12 protein-coding genes are annotated in these 17,349 nt (G+C 66.7%); 5 read left to right on the top strand and 7 right to left on the bottom strand.

Annotated features, from left to right (window positions below):
• Positions 1-5: 5 nt before the first annotated feature.
• The 3 genes from L8K25_RS17360 to L8K25_RS17350 are packed head-to-tail and all read right to left on the bottom strand — an operon-like array spanning position 6 to position 5,758.
• Positions 6-1,424 (bottom strand): efflux transporter outer membrane subunit, encoded by a 1,419-nt coding sequence (locus tag L8K25_RS17360; RefSeq protein ID WP_242140247.1) that lies wholly within the window; start codon positions 1,422-1,424, stop codon positions 6-8.
• Positions 1,411-2,574 carry an efflux RND transporter periplasmic adaptor subunit gene (locus L8K25_RS17355; RefSeq protein ID WP_242140246.1) on the bottom strand — a complete coding sequence of 388 codons (1,164 nt, stop codon included), beginning with the start codon at positions 2,572-2,574 and terminating at the stop codon, positions 1,411-1,413. The genes L8K25_RS17360 and L8K25_RS17355 overlap by 14 nt, the downstream gene beginning before the upstream one ends.
• Positions 2,567-5,758 (bottom strand): efflux RND transporter permease subunit, encoded by a 3,192-nt coding sequence (locus tag L8K25_RS17350; protein WP_242140245.1) that lies wholly within the window; start codon positions 5,756-5,758, stop codon positions 2,567-2,569. Before L8K25_RS17350 ends, L8K25_RS17355 begins: the two co-directional genes overlap by 8 nt.
• A gap of 185 nt (positions 5,759-5,943) precedes the next feature.
• Here L8K25_RS17350 and L8K25_RS17345 point away from each other — a divergent pair, with 185 nt between their 5' ends.
• From L8K25_RS17345 to L8K25_RS17335, 3 genes are all read left to right on the top strand, one after another.
• Positions 5,944-6,861 carry a LysR substrate-binding domain-containing protein gene (locus L8K25_RS17345; protein ID WP_242140244.1) on the top strand — a complete coding sequence of 306 codons (918 nt, stop codon included), beginning with the start codon at positions 5,944-5,946 and terminating at the stop codon, positions 6,859-6,861.
• A 263-nt stretch (positions 6,862-7,124) separates the two neighbouring features.
• Positions 7,125-9,656 carry a TonB-dependent receptor gene (locus L8K25_RS17340; RefSeq protein ID WP_242140243.1) on the top strand — a complete coding sequence of 844 codons (2,532 nt, stop codon included), beginning with the start codon at positions 7,125-7,127 and terminating at the stop codon, positions 9,654-9,656.
• A 71-nt stretch (positions 9,657-9,727) separates the two neighbouring features.
• Positions 9,728-11,749, top strand: a complete 2,022-nt coding sequence (locus L8K25_RS17335; RefSeq protein ID WP_242140242.1) for a hypothetical protein — start codon at positions 9,728-9,730, stop codon at positions 11,747-11,749.
• Between the two features lie 100 nt (positions 11,750-11,849).
• On the opposite strand, the gene L8K25_RS17330 is transcribed toward L8K25_RS17335, so the two are convergent.
• From L8K25_RS17330 to L8K25_RS17315, 4 genes are all read right to left on the bottom strand, one after another.
• Entirely contained in the window at positions 11,850-12,527 is a 678-nt protein-coding gene (locus L8K25_RS17330) for a DUF6445 family protein (protein ID WP_242140241.1), read from the bottom strand.
• On the bottom strand, positions 12,524-14,023 hold the full coding sequence (locus L8K25_RS17325; protein WP_242140240.1) for a tryptophan halogenase family protein: 1,500 nt from the start codon (positions 14,021-14,023) through the stop codon (positions 12,524-12,526). The genes L8K25_RS17330 and L8K25_RS17325 overlap by 4 nt, the downstream gene beginning before the upstream one ends.
• A gap of 252 nt (positions 14,024-14,275) precedes the next feature.
• On the bottom strand, positions 14,276-15,277 hold the full coding sequence (locus L8K25_RS17320; RefSeq protein WP_242140239.1) for a LacI family DNA-binding transcriptional regulator: 1,002 nt from the start codon (positions 15,275-15,277) through the stop codon (positions 14,276-14,278).
• Positions 15,278-15,432: 155 nt separating this feature from the next.
• Positions 15,433-15,822 carry a DUF1622 domain-containing protein gene (locus L8K25_RS17315; protein ID WP_242140238.1) on the bottom strand — a complete coding sequence of 130 codons (390 nt, stop codon included), beginning with the start codon at positions 15,820-15,822 and terminating at the stop codon, positions 15,433-15,435.
• A 138-nt stretch (positions 15,823-15,960) separates the two neighbouring features.
• On the opposite strand from L8K25_RS17315, the gene L8K25_RS17310 reads away from it, so the two are divergent.
• Both L8K25_RS17310 and L8K25_RS17305 read left to right on the top strand, forming a co-directional pair.
• Positions 15,961-16,185 (top strand): hypothetical protein, encoded by a 225-nt coding sequence (locus L8K25_RS17310; RefSeq protein ID WP_242140237.1) that lies wholly within the window; start codon positions 15,961-15,963, stop codon positions 16,183-16,185.
• 154 nt (positions 16,186-16,339) lie between these two features.
• Positions 16,340-17,233, top strand: coding sequence for an AraC family transcriptional regulator (locus L8K25_RS17305; RefSeq protein WP_242140236.1), 894 nt, complete (start codon positions 16,340-16,342; stop codon positions 17,231-17,233).
• Positions 17,234-17,349: the final 116 nt, after the last annotated feature.

Here is a 17,349-nt window from a genome sequence, read left to right as displayed (position 1 = left end):
GAAGCTCAGGGCTGCCACGTCCCGCCCAGCGCGCGGACCAGATCGGTCGCCGTCTGCAGCTGCCGGTTCCGCACATCGAGCAGCGCGCGTTCGGCATCGAGCGCGGCGGTCTGGGCCGTCACGACTTCCAGATAATCCGCGGCACCATCGCGATACCGGATCAGCGCAAGCTCTCGAGTATGTTCCGCAGCGGCCGCCGCGACGCCTTGATCACGCTCCTGCGCTGCCAGTAACCGCTGGCTGACGAGGTCATCCTCGACCTCGCGGAACGCGACCAGCACGGTCTGCCGATAGTTGGCGGCGGCTTCGTCGAATTGCGCGCGGGCGACCTGGACCCCGCCGCGGCGGCGGCCGCCATCCAGCAGCGATAGCGCCGTCGACAAGGGACCGAGCGCCCAGAACCCGTTCGCTGCACTCAGCAATGCACCGCTTGCCGCCTCGAACCCGCCCGATGCACCGAGCGTGATGCTCGGGAACAAGGCCGCCCGCGCGACACCGATCCGCGCATTCGCTGCCGCAACGCGACGCTCCGCCGCGAGAATATCCGGTCGACGTTCGAGCAGTCCCGATGGCAGCCCCGCCAGAAGAACCGGCGGTGCGGTCTGCCGTTCGACAACGGCAATCGCCAGCGCGGCGGGTGCCTCGCCGACCAGCACGGCGATCGCATGTTCGTCGCGCTGGCGGTCGATCGACACCGCCTGCAATTCGGCGCGCGCGCTCGACAACAGATTCTGCGACCGGCTGACGTCGATCCCCGACGCGATCCCGCCGGCATGGCGCGTATCGGTCAGCGTAAAGGCGCGCTGATAGGCGTCCACCGTCTGGCGCAGCAGCACGATCCGCGCATCGAGCCCGCGCATGTCGAAGTAGACGCTCGCCAGTTGCGCCTGCAGCCCGAGGCGGACTCCGGCGAGATCGGCGGCGCTGGCGGCGGCATTCGCCTGCCCCGCCCGGATCGAATTGCGGACGCGGCCGAACAGGTCGACCTCATATTCGACCGACGGACCGATCGTGACCGCCGAATAGGTCGCGGCATAGCCGGGCGACAGCGGCCGACCGGCCGAGACGCGCTGGCGCGCGACATCCGCACCGGCGCTGATTTGCGGGAAGCGGTCGGCCCGCGCCTGCCGCAACAAGCCCTGCGCCTCGTCATAGCGCGCGACCGCTGCGGCGAGATTGGCGTTGGCGGCCTCGATCCGGCTTTCGAGCGTGCTCAATTCGGCATCGCCGAACGCCTCCCACCAGCGCCCGGCCGGTGGCACCGCTATTCCGGCGGTCTGCCAGCCGGGGGTGGCGGCTTCCTTGAAGGCCGCGGGCGCAGCGACCGACGGACGGACATAGGCCGGCCCGACCGAACAGGCCGCAGTCGCCAGTAACGCCTGGACCGTCGCAATCCGCCGCAGCCAGGTCTTAGCGCGCGGCATTGGCAGCCCCCGCCCCGCCGCGCCCGACCGTAACCGCATCGCCATCCGCCAGCGCGTCGGGCGGATTGTCGATCACGCGATCCTGCGGAGTCAGGCCCGAACGGATTTCGACCGTCTCGCCGCGATCCTCGCCGATCACGATCGTCTTGAGATGCGCCTTGCCGTCCGTGCCGACCAGGGCGACCTGCGTCCCGTGCTCGCCCGTCAGCAGCGCGCTGGCCGGCAGCGTCATCGCACCGGTCGCGCCGGCGACCGGGAAGCTCGCCTGCGCATAGGCGCCGGGCTTGAGCGCGCGGTCGCCATTGGCAGCCTGCAGTTCGACGAGCACCGTGCCAGAGCGCTGGTCGACAGCACCCGCGGTCCGCGTCAGCACCGCATCGAACTTGCGCCCGGCATATTCAGGGAGCGTCAGCCCGACGTGCAGCCCAGGGTGGACCTGCGCCGAATAGGATTGCGGCACACGGACATAGGCGCGCATCCGGCTGACGTCGGCGACGGTGAACAACGGGGTCGACGCCGCCGTCCCTGCCGTCACCAGCGCGCCGATATCAGTCGAGCGCGTCGTCACGACGCCGGAGAAGGGCGCGATCAGCCGGGTGAACCCCTGCGTGAAGCGATACCGCGCGACATTGGCGCGCGCGGCATTCGCCACCGCGGTCTTGGCGGCAAGGTCGCCGATCTTCTCGTCGGTCTCCTGCTTGGAAACCGCATCCTTGCTCAGCATGTTGCGCCAGCGCGTCGCGGTCGAGGCAGCGAGCATCTGGTTCGCCTTGGCCGTCTCGAGATCCGCCTGCGCCGCCGCAAGCTGCTGGTCGACCTCGGGCGCGTCGAGCACCGCGAGCGTCTGGCCCGCGCGCACGCTGTCGCCGATGTCGACATACCATTTGCGGACATAGCCGCTGGTCCGCGCGAAGATCGGCGCGCTGTTGAGCGCCTGGAGGTTCGCGGGCAGCGTCAGCGCGGCGGCGCTCCCCGCCGCCTTGGGGTGGATCACCGTAACGGTCGGCGTCGCCTGCGCCTTGGTCCACCCCGCGAGCTTCTGCTCGGAATGCGAACGGTTGGCGATGCCGAAGCCGACGACGCCGACCGCCACCACCACCGCGACGATCCCGACCGTTTTCAGCGATCCGCCCTGGCCGCGCTCAGACATGCACTTTCTCCAATTCGGGGGTCGGCGACGTCGCAACGTCCGCCCTGCGCCGGTGAACCAGGCTGAACACCACCGGCACGAACAACAGTGTCGCGAACGTCGCGACCAGCAACCCACCGATCACCGCGCGGCCGAGCGGCGCGTTCTGCTCGCCGCCCTCGCCCAGCCCGAGCGCCATCGGCAACATGCCGATGATCATCGCGAGCGCGGTCATCAGCACCGGGCGGAAGCGCGTCATCCCCGCCTCCAGCGCAGCCGCGGTCGCGTCGCCCAGTTCGGCCAGCCGCTCGCGCGCGAAGCTGACGACCAGGATCGCGTTGGCGGTCGCGACGCCCATGCACATGATCGCGCCGGTCAACGCCGGGACCGACAGCGTCGTCCCCGTCGCGAACAGCATCCACACGATCCCGGCAAGTGCTCCCGGCAGCGCGGTGATGATCACGAACGGATCGAGCCAGCTCTGAAAATTGACGACGATCAGCAAATAGATCAGCACGATCGCGCCGAGCAGCCCGAAGCCCAGGCCCGAGAACGCCCCGTTCATCGTCGCATATTGCCCGCGCAGCGTGACGGTCGCGCCCTTGGGGGCCTTGTCCTTCAGCTCCGCGAGCACCGCCTTGATGTCGCCCGCGACCGCGCCGAGATCCCGCCCCGCCGGGGTCGCGTAAATGTCCGTCACCGGCGCGATGTTGTAATGCGAGACCACCGCCGCGCCGTTCGACCGGACGATCGTGCCGATCCCGCCAAGCACTTGCGACGTCCCGTCCGCGCCCGTCACCGGGATGCTCGCAAGGTCGTCCATCGACCCGACGCGATATTCGGGCGCCTGCGCGACGACCGGATAGGAGACGCCATTCTCGGGGCTGAGGAAGAACACCGGCGCGGTCTGCGATGTCCCCGCGAGCGAGCTTGCGACACTGGTGGTGACGTCGCGCTCGGTCAGGCCGTATTGCCCGATCCGGCTGCGATCGACGTTGACGTTGAGCTGGGGATAGCGCGCGGATTGCTGGATCCGCCCGTCCGCCACGCCCGGGATCGCGGCGATCCGCCGCAGGATCATCCGCGCATAGGCCTGGTTCGCCTTGGCATCCTTGCCCGAGATCTGGATGTCGATCGGGGCCGGTGCACCGAAGTTGAGGATCTGGCTGGTGATGTCGGCGGGCAGGAACGAGAAGGTCGAGCCCGGGAAATCGCGCGGCAGCCGCTCGCGCAGCTGGCGGACGTACTCGGCGGTCGGCGCGTGGTCCTTCGACAGCTGGATCAATATGTCGCCATCCTGCGGCCCGACCGTGCCCGAATTGTTGTAGGTCGTGTTGATCGAGCTGACCGGCAGCCCGATGTTGTCGACCACCGAGACGAGCTCGTTCGCCGGGACGATCTGGCGGATCCGTCGCTCGATCAGGTCGAACTGCGCGGAGGTCTGCTCGATCCGCGAGCCGACCGGCGCGCGCACGTGCAGCGCCATCTGCCCCGCATCGACCGCGGGGAAGAAGTTCTGCCCGAGGAACGGCGTCAGCAGGAACGACAGCAGCACGACCGCGAGGAAGCCGATCACGAACGGCTTTGGCGTCGCCAGTACCCGCTCGAGCATCCCCCCGTAGCTCAGGCGGAAGCGTTCGAAGCGATGCTCGAACCCGCGCTGGAAGCGGACCAGCGGGTTGCGCGATCCGGGCGTTCCCGCCTCATGCTCATGCCCCGGGGCGTGCGGTTTGAGCAGATACATCGCCATCGTCGGCACGAGCGTGCGCGACAGGATGAACGACGCGATCATCGCGAACACCACCGCGAGCGCGAGCGGCACGAACAGGAACCCCGCGACGCCGGGCAGGAAAAACATCGGCACGAACACGATGCAGATGCACAGCAGCGAGACGAACGCGGGCGTCACGATCTGCGCCGCGCCGTCGAGGATCGCCTGCATCACCGGCTTGCCTTGTTCGAGGTGCCAGTTGATGTTCTCGATCGTAACCGTCGCGTCGTCGACCAGGATGCCGACCGCGAGGCTGAGCCCGCCGAGCGTCATGGTGTTGAGCGTGTTGCCCGTCACCGCCAGCCCGATGATCGCCGCGAGGATCGCGAGCGGAATCGAGATCGCGATGATCACGGTCGAGCGCCACGAGCCGAGGAACAGCAGGATCATGAGCGAGGTCAGCGCCGCCGCGATCGCGCCTTCCTTGACCACACCCTCGACCGCCGCCTTCACGAACAGCGACTGGTCGCCGATCGGCACGATCTTGAGCGCCGCCGGCAGCGTCTCCTGAATCCTGGGCAGCGCGTCCTTGATCCCCTGCACGATCGCGAGCGTCGAGGTCGCACCGTTCTTGAGCACGGTCATGATCACCGAGCGCGATCCGTCGACATGGACGACGTTGGTCTGCGGTGCGGAACCGTCGCGGACATGCGCCACGTCGCGCATGTAGATGGTCGCGCCATTGGCGACCTTGACCGGGATGCTGTTGAGTTCCTCGATCGATCCCGGCGCGTTGTTGAGCCGGACGCTATACTGGAACCCACCGATCTTGGCGAAACCCGCGGGGTTGATCTGGTTCTGCGCGGCGATCGCATTGCCGACGTCCTGCGCCGACAGTCCCTTCGACTGGAGCGCCTCCGGGTCGAGATCGATCTGGATCTGCCGCGTCTTGCCACCCGACGGATAGGGGATCGCCGCGCCGGGCACGGTCACCAGCCCGGGGCGGACCTGGTTGACCGCGAGATCGAACATCTTGCCCTCGGACAGCCCCGTTCCCGACAGAGCGAGCTGGACGATCGGCACGGTGGACGCGCTGTAGTTGAGCACCAGCGGTGGCGTGACGCCAGGCGGAAGCTGCTTGAGCACTGTTTGCGAGACAGAGGTGACCTGCGCGGTCGCGGTGCGGACGTCGGCGCCCGGCTGGAAATAAATCTTCACGACGCCGATGCCGGGAAGCGACTGGCTTTCGATATGGTCGATGTCGTTGACCGTCGTCGTCAGCACGCGTTCGAACGGGGTGATGATCCGGCCCGACATCTCGTCGGGCGAAAGCCCGCTATACTGCCACGCGGTCGCGATCACCGGCACGCGAATGTCGGGGAAGATGTCGACCGGCGTCCGGATCGCGGCGAGCACGCCGACGATCGCGATCAGGATCGCCATGACGATGAACGTCAACGGACGCATCAACGCGACGCGGACGATCCCGATCATGCGGCGCTTCTGCGAAGGGTCGGGGCTTGGGCGGGCCCGTGCTTGGAACGATCGTTCATGCTTGGGGAGGACACCTGAGCTATGCGTTGACCATCACCGGGACCGATGCGGCACTGCACCATTCGGCCAATGTTGCTGGTGTGTCTAATATTGTTTCCCACATGATTGAGACGTAAAAGCTATTGATGGAATTGCGCCACCTTCGGTACTTCGTTCAGGTCGCCACCGACCTTCACTTTGCCCGGGCGGCCGCGCATCTCGGTATTTCGCAACCACCGCTCAGCCAGCAGATCCGCCTGCTCGAGGAGGAATTGGGGGTGCTGCTGCTCGAACGCACCAGCCGACGAGTCGCGCTGACCCCCGCCGGGGCGCTGTTTCTCGAAGCGGCGCGGCGTACGCTGGAGGAAGCCGATCGCGCGGTGCTGATCGCGCGCCGCGCCGCGCAGGGGGAGCTTGGCGACCTGCGGATCGGCTTCAATGCGTCCGCGCCGTTCATTCCACAGGTCGCGGCGGCGATCCACGCGTTCCGGCAGCACTATCCCGACGTACAGCTATCGCTGACCGAAGTCGCGGGTCCCGCGCAGATCGAAGCGCTTGTCGACGGGCTGCTCGACCTCGGGTTCCTGCGCAGCGCAGCCCGCCCGGTTCTGGCGCAGGGCCTTACCGCTACTTTGATCCTCAGCGAACGGCTGGTCGTCGCGATGCGGCCCGACCATCCGCTGTCCAACCGTGCGGGGTTGCGCCTGTCCGACTTGAGCGATCATTCCTTGGTGGTCTACGCCAGCGACCGCAGCGGGGGTTTTACCGAGGCGCTCTTCGCACTGATGCGCAATGCCGGGGTCGAACCGCTGGTAGCGCAAAGCGTGCGGGAAGTGTCGACCCTGCTCGGGCTCGTCGCGGCCGGGGTCGGGATCACCATCGTCGCGGAATCGCTTTCCGCGCTGCAATCGGCCGGCCTGGTATACGTCCCGCTCCTCGACGATCGCGCGACGTCGGCGATGTGGCTGGTCCATGCGGACACGCCGTCGCTGTCGGGGGAGCATTTCCTCAAGATCGTCCGAACCGCCGGTAGCGCACAAACGGACGCCCATCCGGCCGCGTGACGCTCGCAAAACGGCTGGCGAGAGATCCGTACCGCAGGCCTGCATTCCGGTAGCGCAACCCGCGGGCGACCCGGCGCGCCGAAACGCCCTCCTTGTGAAAGACGCCGCGCAACCCGCTTGGGTGTGACGCAAATGTCACCCTCCTGCACAAATGGTAAAGATTACGGAAGCGCAAGTTGCAAACGATTGCCGGTTTTGAGATTTGCGCGCCATCATCGTTACACCGGCTTCACAAGAAGGCCGATCGTTTGAGGGGATTCCCGTTGCGTAACCGTCGTACCATCCGCAGCCTCCTGTTCGCAGGCAGCGCAACGATCGCCGTTCCGGCGCTTGCGCAAACGGCAACACCGCAGGACGCCGCTCCAGTCCAGGACGCGGCACAAGCTGCCCCCGCGGACAATCAGGATATCGTCGTGACCGGCCAGACGAGCCGGAACCGCCCGCTGATCACCGCATCCGCCGACATCACGCTCGCCTCGCGCGCGGACATCGACCGCAAGGCGCCGCGCTCGACCGCCGACATGCTCGAGCTCGTCCCGGGCATCTTCGTCGAGAGCACGGCGGGTTCGGTCTCGAACAACTATTCCGTCCGCGGCCTGCAGGGCGGCGGGCAACGCTTCGTCCAGCTTGAGGAAGACGGCCTGCCGATCCTCTACAGCGGCGGCGGCGCCGACTTCTTCTTCGATCAGGATCTGACGATCGACCGGCTCGAGGCGGTCAAGGGCGGGTCGTCGGGCGTGCTTACCGTCAATGGCGCCGGCGCGACGATCAACTTCGTCTCCAAGCGCCCCAATTTCGACCATGCCGAGGGCATGGCGCGCGTCACCGCCTATAATTACGGCCTCAAGCGCGGCGATTTCTATTACTCGCAGCCGATCAGCGACAAGCTCGCGTTCAACGTGGGCGGCTATGTCCAGTCGAGCCCCGGCGTCCGCGACAATCCGTTCGATTATCCGGGCTGGCGGATCAAGGGCACGCTGGAATACAAGTTCGACGGTGGCGGCTACATGAGCCTCTCGGCCAAGGGTGGCGAGGTCAAGAACGCCTATTATGCCGACCAGCCCTATCGCTTCACCAACGGCAAGCCCGCCGGCATCCCCAGCCTCGACACGCAGTTCGGCAATGTCGGCGGAGACGCCTTCACCAACATCGCGGTACCGGTGTCGACCAATGCGCACGCCAGCGGTTTCCGCCCGTTCCGCTACGACCAGGGGATCGTCGCCAAGACCGCGCAGGTCCGGTTCGACATCGAAAAGCCGGCGAGCGATTCGATCAACCTGTTCCTGCACACGCGCTATCTGAAGTATTCGTATGACTTCAACGGCCTGTTCCCCGGGTCCGGGACTGGCAACGCAGGCCTCGCCAGCGCGCTCTCCTATCTGACGCCAGGCGCCTCCTCGCCGATCAACGACCTGCTGACCGCCGGACAGGCCGCCTTCCCGAACGCGACTCACTTCGGGATCAAGGACCTGCGCACCGGGGTGCTGATCGGATCGGATCAGGCCTCAACGCTCAACGCGCTCAACGGCAACGGCTTCCTGCAGCGTACGACGCTCAACCACGATTCTATCGACGGACGCGATTTCGGGCTCAACGTCGGTGGCCGCTGGGACGTCGACCACGGCAATTTCAAGAACTCGCTCACGGTCGGCGTGATGTACTACAACGTCAAGACTTCGCAGGACCAGTCCGCGACCGCGAGCGTCGTCAACGACGTCAAGACCAACAGCGACATCTACGACATCGTCGCGCTCAACGCGGCTAATGCGGTGGTCGGCACGCTGAGCGACAACGGCCTGGTCTCCTATGGCGACTGGGGCGCTGGCATCCGCGTCCGCAAAAATTCGGCGGTTTCGCTCTACGCGAACGACGAACTCTCGTTCGGCGATCTGCACATCGACGGCGGCATCCGCTGGGAGAATGACGACGCGACCGCGATCGACGGCAATGCGGCGCTGGTCAACCAGCCGGTCCAGCCGGGCGTCGTCGGCGTGGTGCGCACGGTCGGATCGACCTTCGACGGCACCTATACGACGCTCCACCGCACGCGCGCCAAGGCCGCCTATACGGTCGGCGCCAACTATCTGATCACGCCGCGCTTCGCGCTGTATGCGCGCTACGCCAAGGGGTTCCAGACCAATACCACCGATCCGATCACGACGATCGAGCTCTACGAGGCAGGCGTCCGCTACAATTACGGCCGTCTGTTCAGCGGGTCGGCCACGGTGTTCCGCACCAACTTCAAGAACCAGAACTACAACTTCGCCGATCCGCTGAACCCGGCGGTGCAGAGCAACATCAACGCCGATCTCAAGACCCGCGGGATCGAGATCGATGCCAGCGTGCGGCCGATCAACTGGTTCTCGATCGATCTCCAAGGCGTCTTCCAAGAGCCCAAACTGGTCAACCTGCAGATCAACGGCGCCAACCAGTCGGGCTTTACCGGCAATCGTCCGGAACGCACCCCGGCCAAGCTGTTCACGATCACGCCGTCGATCAAGCTGCCGCACGGTCTTGGCGAAGTGTACGGCCGCTATAAGTACATCGGCCGGATCTTCGCGGACGCGGGCAATGGGGTCGCGCTGCCGAGCTATGGCGTGACCAGCGCCGGGATCACCTTCAACCTGACCAAGCAGCTCCAGGCGAGCTTCAACGCGGACAACATCTTCAACGTCATCGGCCTGACCGAAGGCAACCCGCGCCAGGGCCAGACGCAGGCGATCAACGACGGCTATTTCTACGCCCGCGGGATCGTCGGGACGACCTACGGCGGCACGATCACGATGAAGTTCTGAACGATACGGCAAGACCGGCGGGCGGGGACGTGGCAACGCGTCACCCGCCCGTTTGCTGAGGGAATGGCGAAATGAACAAGATCCTGCAGCTGTCGACCGCTGCGCTCCTTACGCTGGCCAGCGGGAGCGTCGCGCAACAGGCCCCCCGCCCCGAGCTTGCCTATCAGGTCGTCGAGGGGAAGAACCTCAACGCGTTCGTCCGCGACAAGGCCGTTGCCGCGCATCTGCTCCTACGCGACGGCACGGATCCGCGGATCCTGGTGGCGTTCCCGGCCGGGAACAGCGGCGTGGGACTGTGGTTCCAACCGACACAGAAGGCAGCGACCTGGCAGCTCGATACTGCGCCCGTGCCGCTGACTCGTGGCGCGATGCACGGGATCCTTGCGGTCGCCAGCATCGACGCGGCGCGCCTGGTGCCCAGGCAGGCGGTGTTGTCGAACATCCGTTTTCTGCGGGACTATCAGGCGGTCGGGCATTTCCCGGCGGAGCTTGCGACAGCGCCCGAGATCAGCGGCAATACCCTGACCTATCGTCGCCAGCGGCTCGACGGCGCGCCGGGCTATGCGCTTGCGGTGCGCGTTCTCGGCGGGCGGATCGAGCAAGGCGCGATCGTTGCCGGCGCGGACGGCCGGATCCGGATCGAGATTACCGCGCTGACCGGTGAAACCCCGCTCACGCCGATCCCGCTCGCGCAATTGCTCAACGATACGGCAGCGAAGGACGCCGCAGCGCGCAATGCGCTCGCCTTCCTTAGCTATCGCGAGAAGTTTCTGGCCGGGTCGTGGCGTTTTGACACGTATTTCGGACGTGATACGCTGATGTCGGTGCGGCTGCTGATGCCCGCGCTCCAGACGGGATCGATCGAAGCAGGGCTCAACGCGGTCATCGCGCGGCTGTCGCCGGGTGGCGAGGTCGCGCATGAGGAGGGGATCGGCGAGTTCGCCGTGCTCGAGAACCGCAAGGCCGGCCGCGCCGGTGCCGCCGCCGATCTCGATTATGGCATGGTCGATGACGATTACATGCTCGGGCCGATCACGGCGGACTATCTGCTCGGCCCTGGCCAGGCACGCGCACGCGCTTATCTTGCCGCCCCCCTCGCAAGCGAGAGCCAGCCGGGCAAGACCGAGCCGGTCGGCAGGGCGCTGGTCCGCAACCTGCGCTTCGTGCTCGCGCAAGGACGGGCGTTCGCCGCAGCGCCGGCCTGGCGCAATCTGGTCGCGATCAAACCCGGTCGCATGACCGGCGAATGGCGGGACAGCAATGACGGGCTTGGCGGCGGCATCTATGCCTATGACGTCAATGCGACGCTGGTTCCGGCCGCGCTCGAGGCGGCGGATCGGCTGCAGCGCGCCGGCCTGCTCAACGCCTATGTGACCCCCGCCGATCGGACACTGTTCGCGCAGGCCAGTGCAATGGCGCAGACGTGGCGGGCAAAGGCACCCGGGCTGTTCCAGGTCTCGATTCCCGCGGCGACCGCGGCGGCGCAGGTCCGGCGCTATGCCACGACGCTCGGCGTCCCCGCTGCCGGGCCGGTTGCGGCACTTGGGCAGGGATCACTGGTCTTTCATGCGCTGTCGCTGCTCGCGGACGGCAGCCCGGTACCGATCGTCAATTCCGACGAAGGGTTCGCGCTGTTGTTCGGCCAGCCATCGCCGGCGGATCTCGACACCTTCGTGGGTGCGATCACGCGCCCCTTCCCTGCCGGGCTGATGACCGACGTGGGGCTCGTCGTCGCCAACGCCGCCTTTGCCGATGCAGCGACGCAGGCGCGCTTTACCGCCGGAGCATATCACGGGGCGGTGGTGTGGTCGTGGCAGCAGGCTTTGCTGGCGGCCGGGCTCGAACGGCAATTGATGCGCGCCGACCTTCCCGCGGCAACGCGCGCAAGGCTCGTGGGCGCGCAGACCACCTTGTGGAAGGCGATCGGCGCAACCCGCGCGGTACAGAGTTCGGAGCTGTGGTCCTGGGCGTACCGGGATGGCCGTTACACCGTGGTTCCGTTCGGCGCGGGCAAGGCGGACGTCGACGAGTCCAACGCGGCGCAACTGTGGAGCACGGTCTATCTCGCGGTCCAGCCGCCGAAGCGGGGGTAAGCGCGCGCCTTGGCATCCGCGATACGTCCGCTCCACCGTTCCGCTCCCGGTCGGTGTCGGCGGATCACACGGGGCGGACCCGGACGAACGATGCCCGTTTTCAGGCGGCCGCGAAAAACCCGGTGACCGTCAGCCGGCCGCGTGCGGGATCGGCCGGCAGCGCGGCATCGCGCGCAATCGCACCGGAATGGAGCATCCGGCCGCGATACAGCAGCGCCCGGTTGAAAACACCGGGAACCAGCGCCGTCTGTTCGAATAGCGCGGTATCCCCCGCGATATAGGACCTGGGTGCCGCTTCGGCCGCAGCCAGATCCCGCTGCAGACTGGCGAAATAGGCCGTGCTGCGCCCGGCATCGACCGTCTCGAACCCGGTCGCGCGATGCCGGTAGAACGCCGTGCCGTCGGTCCCCTCCGGGACCAGATACTGGACCAGCGCGAGCCTCCCGGGCTCCAGCGCATCGACATGCGGCAGGCATTGTTCGATCGATAGCTGGTCGGACGCGGCGGTCACGATCGAGAAGTCGGCTTCCAGCACCGAAACCTTGCCCAGCACGCCGAATACCTCCCGCAGGATCTTGCCGATCAGCGGCCCCTGCGACCGCATATAGTCCGGCGGCAGCGCAGCCTTGATCCCCGGGTAATGCCGCCCCGCCGGCACGAACGGCTGCCCGGCCGCGAAGTCGCGAAGGGCTTGCGGATCCGGCGCAAAATTGTCGATGATCACGACCGGCTCGGCTTCCTTGCCGACGCGGCGCGCGACCACGCGCGGCCCGCTCATGTCGCTGCGCCAGTGAGCGTCCGGATCGCCGCGTCGTGCATCGGCAGCGTCGGCACGGCGCGCGCGACGACCGCTTCGATTTGGTCGAGCTGCCGCCGGTTGGTCGCGCCATCGAGCGTATCCGCGAGCGGTACATGGCCGTGCGCGTGCACGCCCTGACCATCGAGCACGGCAAGCCAACTGGCCTCGCGGAACAGTTCCTCGGCGTCCAGCATCAGCCGACCGGTCCGCGCATAATGCCTCATCTTCTCCACCAGCGTCTCCGGAACCGCCATGGTCCGCGTATGCTGCCACAGCGGCGCGTCGTGCCCGTGCGTCGCGTGATAATGGAGGATCAGGAAGTCCCGGATGCCATCCATGTCGCGCCCCAGCAGCGCATTATACTGCCGCGCCAGCGCGGGATCGCATTGGGCATCAGGGAAGAGCGTGATAAGCTTGGCAATGCCGCTCTGGATCAGGTGAATGCTGGTTGATTCGAGCGGCTCGAGAAACCCCGACGACAGCCCGATCGCAACGACGTTGCCGCGCCACGCCTCGCGCCGGAACCCGGCCGTGAAGCGGAGCAGGCGCGGATCGCCAAGCGGTTCCCCATCGAGATTGGCAAGGAGCGTCGCGATCGCCGCATCGTCGGACAGGAATGCGCTGGAATAGACATAACCGTTGCCGGTGCGGTACTGTAGCGGGATGCGCCACTGCCACCCGGCTTCCCGCCGCGTCGAGCGCGTGAACGGCGTCGTCTGGGCGATCCGCGCGCACGGCACCGCGGCCGCGCGGTCGCACGGCAGCCAGTGCGACCAATCCTCGAACGGCGCGCCCATCTCTCCGCCGATCAGCAGGGCGCGAAAGCCGGAACAGTCGACGAACAGATCGCCGCGCAGCGTATCGCCCCGGTCGGTCTCCAGCGCACTGACGAACCCGGTCGCGGGATCGCGCTCGACCCGGGTCAGCATTCCTTCGTGCCGCGTGACGCCGCGCGCCTCCGCCAATCCCCGCAAGTGTCGCGCGTACAGCCCCGCATCGAAATGATAGGCGTAGCCGAGCGTCGACAGGATCGAGCGCGGATCGCCCACCGGCTTGGCGAAGCGCCCCGCCTCCGCCAGTTGCGTCGCCAGCGAATAGGCCGCGAGCGGCCGGTCCAGCCCGTCAGCTTGTGCGCGGAGCCACCGTTGGTGAAACGGCACCGTCCCCAGATCGACCCCAAAGCGTCCGAACGGATGGAAATAGCGATGCCCGGGACGAGTCCAGTCGACGAACTCGATCCCGAGCTTGAAGCTCGCCTTGGTTTCGCGAACGAAGGCGGCTTCGTCGAGGCCGATCAATTCGTTGAACCAGTGGATCGTCGGGATCGTCGCCTCACCGACCCCTACCGTGCCGATCGCGTCGGACTCGAGCACGCTGATGGCGAGCGACGGGCCATAGGTGGCGCTGAGCGCCGCGGCGGTCATCCAGCCGGCGGTTCCACCCCCGAGGATGACGACCTTGCGGACCCGCGTCACGCGGCATTCCGCCTGCCGACGGCTGCGTGCGCATCGGGATCAAGGTCCCGTGCCGTCATCGGCATGATCGGTCGTCCCATCGGCTTGCTCACTTTCGCGCGCGGCAGCGTCCCCACGCGGGTCATGTCCCACGCCAGGCACCCGCTGCCGCAAGTCGCCAGGCCCGAGCGCAATATGGCGCGAATCAAACGATTGCAACGCGTCCCACGGTGGGTCGTCGGTGCGCGCGGACGCCCCCTTCCGGATCGCGCGCTACGCCGTGTCCCGCCGCACGAGCACGGGCTGCATCTGGACGGATGGGGTATCCTCCCCGGCCAGACGGGCGAGCAGCGCTCCCGCCATGATTTTGGCTCCCTCCTCGATGTTCTGCCGGATCGTCGTCAGCCGCGGGACGGTCTGGATCGCGATCGGCAGATCGTCATAGCCGACCACGCGAATTTGCTCCGGAACGCCAAAACCGCGATCGGCGAGCAACCGCAGCGTCTGCATGGCGATCACGTCGGTGGCGGCGAAGATCCCGTCGATATCCTTTCCGACCCGGTCCAGATGGTCAGCGATTTCCTGCTCCATCCCTTCGGATGCCATGGGAACCGCCAGATGACGCGGCGCGTCCACCCCCGCTGCCGCCAGCGCCATGCAAAGCCCCTGATAGCGCAGCGCGATTTCCGGCGCCCGGAGCTGCCCCAGGAAGGCGATCTTGCGCGCGCCCGTCGCCATCAGGCAATCGCCCGCGATCCGGCCGCCCACGACATTGTCGCTGCCCACCGAACAGTGGACCTGCTCCGGCCAGTGCCGCCCCCATACCACGAGCGGACGATACCGGGCCGCGACCCGCTCGATCGCCCTGAATTGATCCGACTGGCCCAATAACAAGGCCCCGTCGATCATGCCCGAATCGACGACCCGCTCCAGCCAGTCGTCCGCATCGGGTATGACGCGTGACAACATCAGATCATGCCCTGATTCCTCGAACGCATCGGCCAAATTCGCGATCATGGCCATGAAGAACGGATCGGACAGATGCTGGCGGCGCTCGTGGCCGAGGGGAACGACGACGCCGATCACCCCGGTCTTCTGCGTGCGCAAGCGTTGCGCCATCTGATTCACGCGAAACCCGTGCTCCTCCGCCAAGGCGACGATGCGTGCCTTGGTCGCGGCTTTGATCAGCGTGCTGTTCGACAAGGCCCGCGAGACCGTAGCGGGATTGACCCCGGCAAGCTTGGCGAGATCCGTGATGTTTTTTACTTTGGTCAAGACACCGCGATCGAGTTGACGTTTCTGGCGTTGGCGCGTGGGTCGGTCACCCACTGATCTCTGCGTCCGCCGTATCGGGTCATCGCGGATATTGCCAGCGACGCCTGCGGACGGCAGCGCTCGCCATCCGGCGCGCGGACCCTCGCCACGAGACGCTAGCCGTGCCCCTGCTCGCGGCTCCTGTTGCGATCCGCGTCACGCGCGGTTCGCCGCCATGGCCAACACCCCTCAATCTCGGTTTCGAGCGAGAAGCTCAGGAAGGTGCGGATCGCGATGATGGCACCAAGGAGCCCAACGCTCGCGAAGGTGAGCGGCGCGGTGATCGTCGAAATGATGTCCGCCCCGACGAGGAGCTCGAGCCCCAGGAGAATGCCACGCCCCAGCCCTGCCCGATACCGCTGATACGCATCGCGCCAGTTCGTCCTCCGGCCGTCGACAGCGAACCTTGCCGAGGCAAGCACGACACCGCCAAGGATTATCGCCGCCCCCACCAGCTCCAGAAGCTTGGCGAGGGCATCCACGACAGTGTGCGCCTGCTCGATCATTCTGCTGATTACGCGGAAAAAGCGTCCTATTGCTATAGCCCGGGTGGAGTCGCTGGCCGGACGTGCCTGCAATCCAAGCCCCGCCATTCCCGACGCCTGCGGGAAGCCCGGCTCGCCGAAGGAGCGCGAACGAACGTCATGGCAGAGCTGTTCGAGATTACGCCCGCCCTCCACTTCGTTGGCTTCCGAGGCGAGGAATATCACTCCGCCGTACGGATATGGGGCAAACCCGACTTCATCCACCGCGACTGGGACCGTTGGGCGCAGCAGGACATGCATCCGATCGACACGGTGATCTTCGCGCGGGGGACCGACCAGGATCCCGTGGCACGGTTCAGTCATGCGCCGTCCACGCCCGAATGACCCACAGTCCGCCCCCGCAGGGGTCATCTGCGCTGCCGGTCAGCCGACATCCGTCCCGTGAGGCGAGCGGCGCTGCCGAGCCCGCGCGCGCGTTTCCCGCAGAATAGCAAGATTGATCGAGCGCCCGCTGCTCGACCCGCGCTACGGAACACATATGAAGAACGCCCTGGTCGATCCGCCTCAACGCTACCGCGCTCGCATGGTGCGCGTGCTCGACCACATCGATCGGCATCTGGACGATGATCTCGACCTTGATGTGCTGAGCGGAATCGCGGCGTTTTCCAAATACCATTTCCACCGCCAGTTCACGGCAGTGTTCGGCTTGACGGTGCACCGCTACGTCCAGCTTGCCCGCCTCAAGCGCGCCACGCACCGTCTGGCACAGGCGCGTGGATCGAGCGTGACCGATGTCGCCTTGGAGGCGGGCTATGACGCGCCTGACGCGTTCGCCCGCGCGTTCCGTCAGCGCTTTGGACAAGCCCCATCGGCCTTTCGTGCGGCCCCGGACTGGGCCGCGCTGGACGCGGCGTTCTCGACCTTCCACCACGCAAGGAGCCAGTTGATGCCGAGCTTTTCATCCGACGACGTGACCATCCGCGAGCTGCCGTCAACGACGGTGGCGAGCATGACGCATGTTGGCGACCCCGCGACGATCCCCGCCACGGTGGCGCGCTTCATCGCGTGGCGCCAAGCGAACGGCCTGACCGATCCCGACTTGCCGATTTACGGGATCTTCCCGACCGACACACGTGTCACCGCACCGGCGGAGTTCCGGATGCAGATCTGCGTCGCCACCGATCGCGAGATCGCCCCCAATGACGATGGCGTAGAAGCCGCAACCATCCCCGGCGGCAGGGTAGCCGCCCTGCGGGTGTTGGGCACGGCTGGCGAGGACCTCGAGCCGGCAGCGCTCTTTCTATACCGCGACTGGCTGCCTGGAAGTGGCGAGGACCTGCGCGATTTTCCGCTTTATTGTGAACGCAAGAAATTCTTCCCAGTCGTGCCAGCCCATGAAGCGATCACGGACCTGTTCCTGCCACTGCGATAAGCATGGTCCGCCTTCCCTCGCTACAGCTGCCGTCGGCTTGCTGAAAGCGTTCGGCAGCGGTCGCCCGGAAGCGGATTGCCCGACGCTTCCGGCAGGCGCACGACCGTCCGAGTTTG

The sequence above is a fragment of the Sphingomonas sp. TREG-RG-20F-R18-01 genome, assembly GCF_022662475.1.
GTDB lineage: Bacteria > Pseudomonadota > Alphaproteobacteria > Sphingomonadales > Sphingomonadaceae > Sphingomonas.
This window is presented reverse-complemented; position numbering and strand designations above follow the sequence as displayed.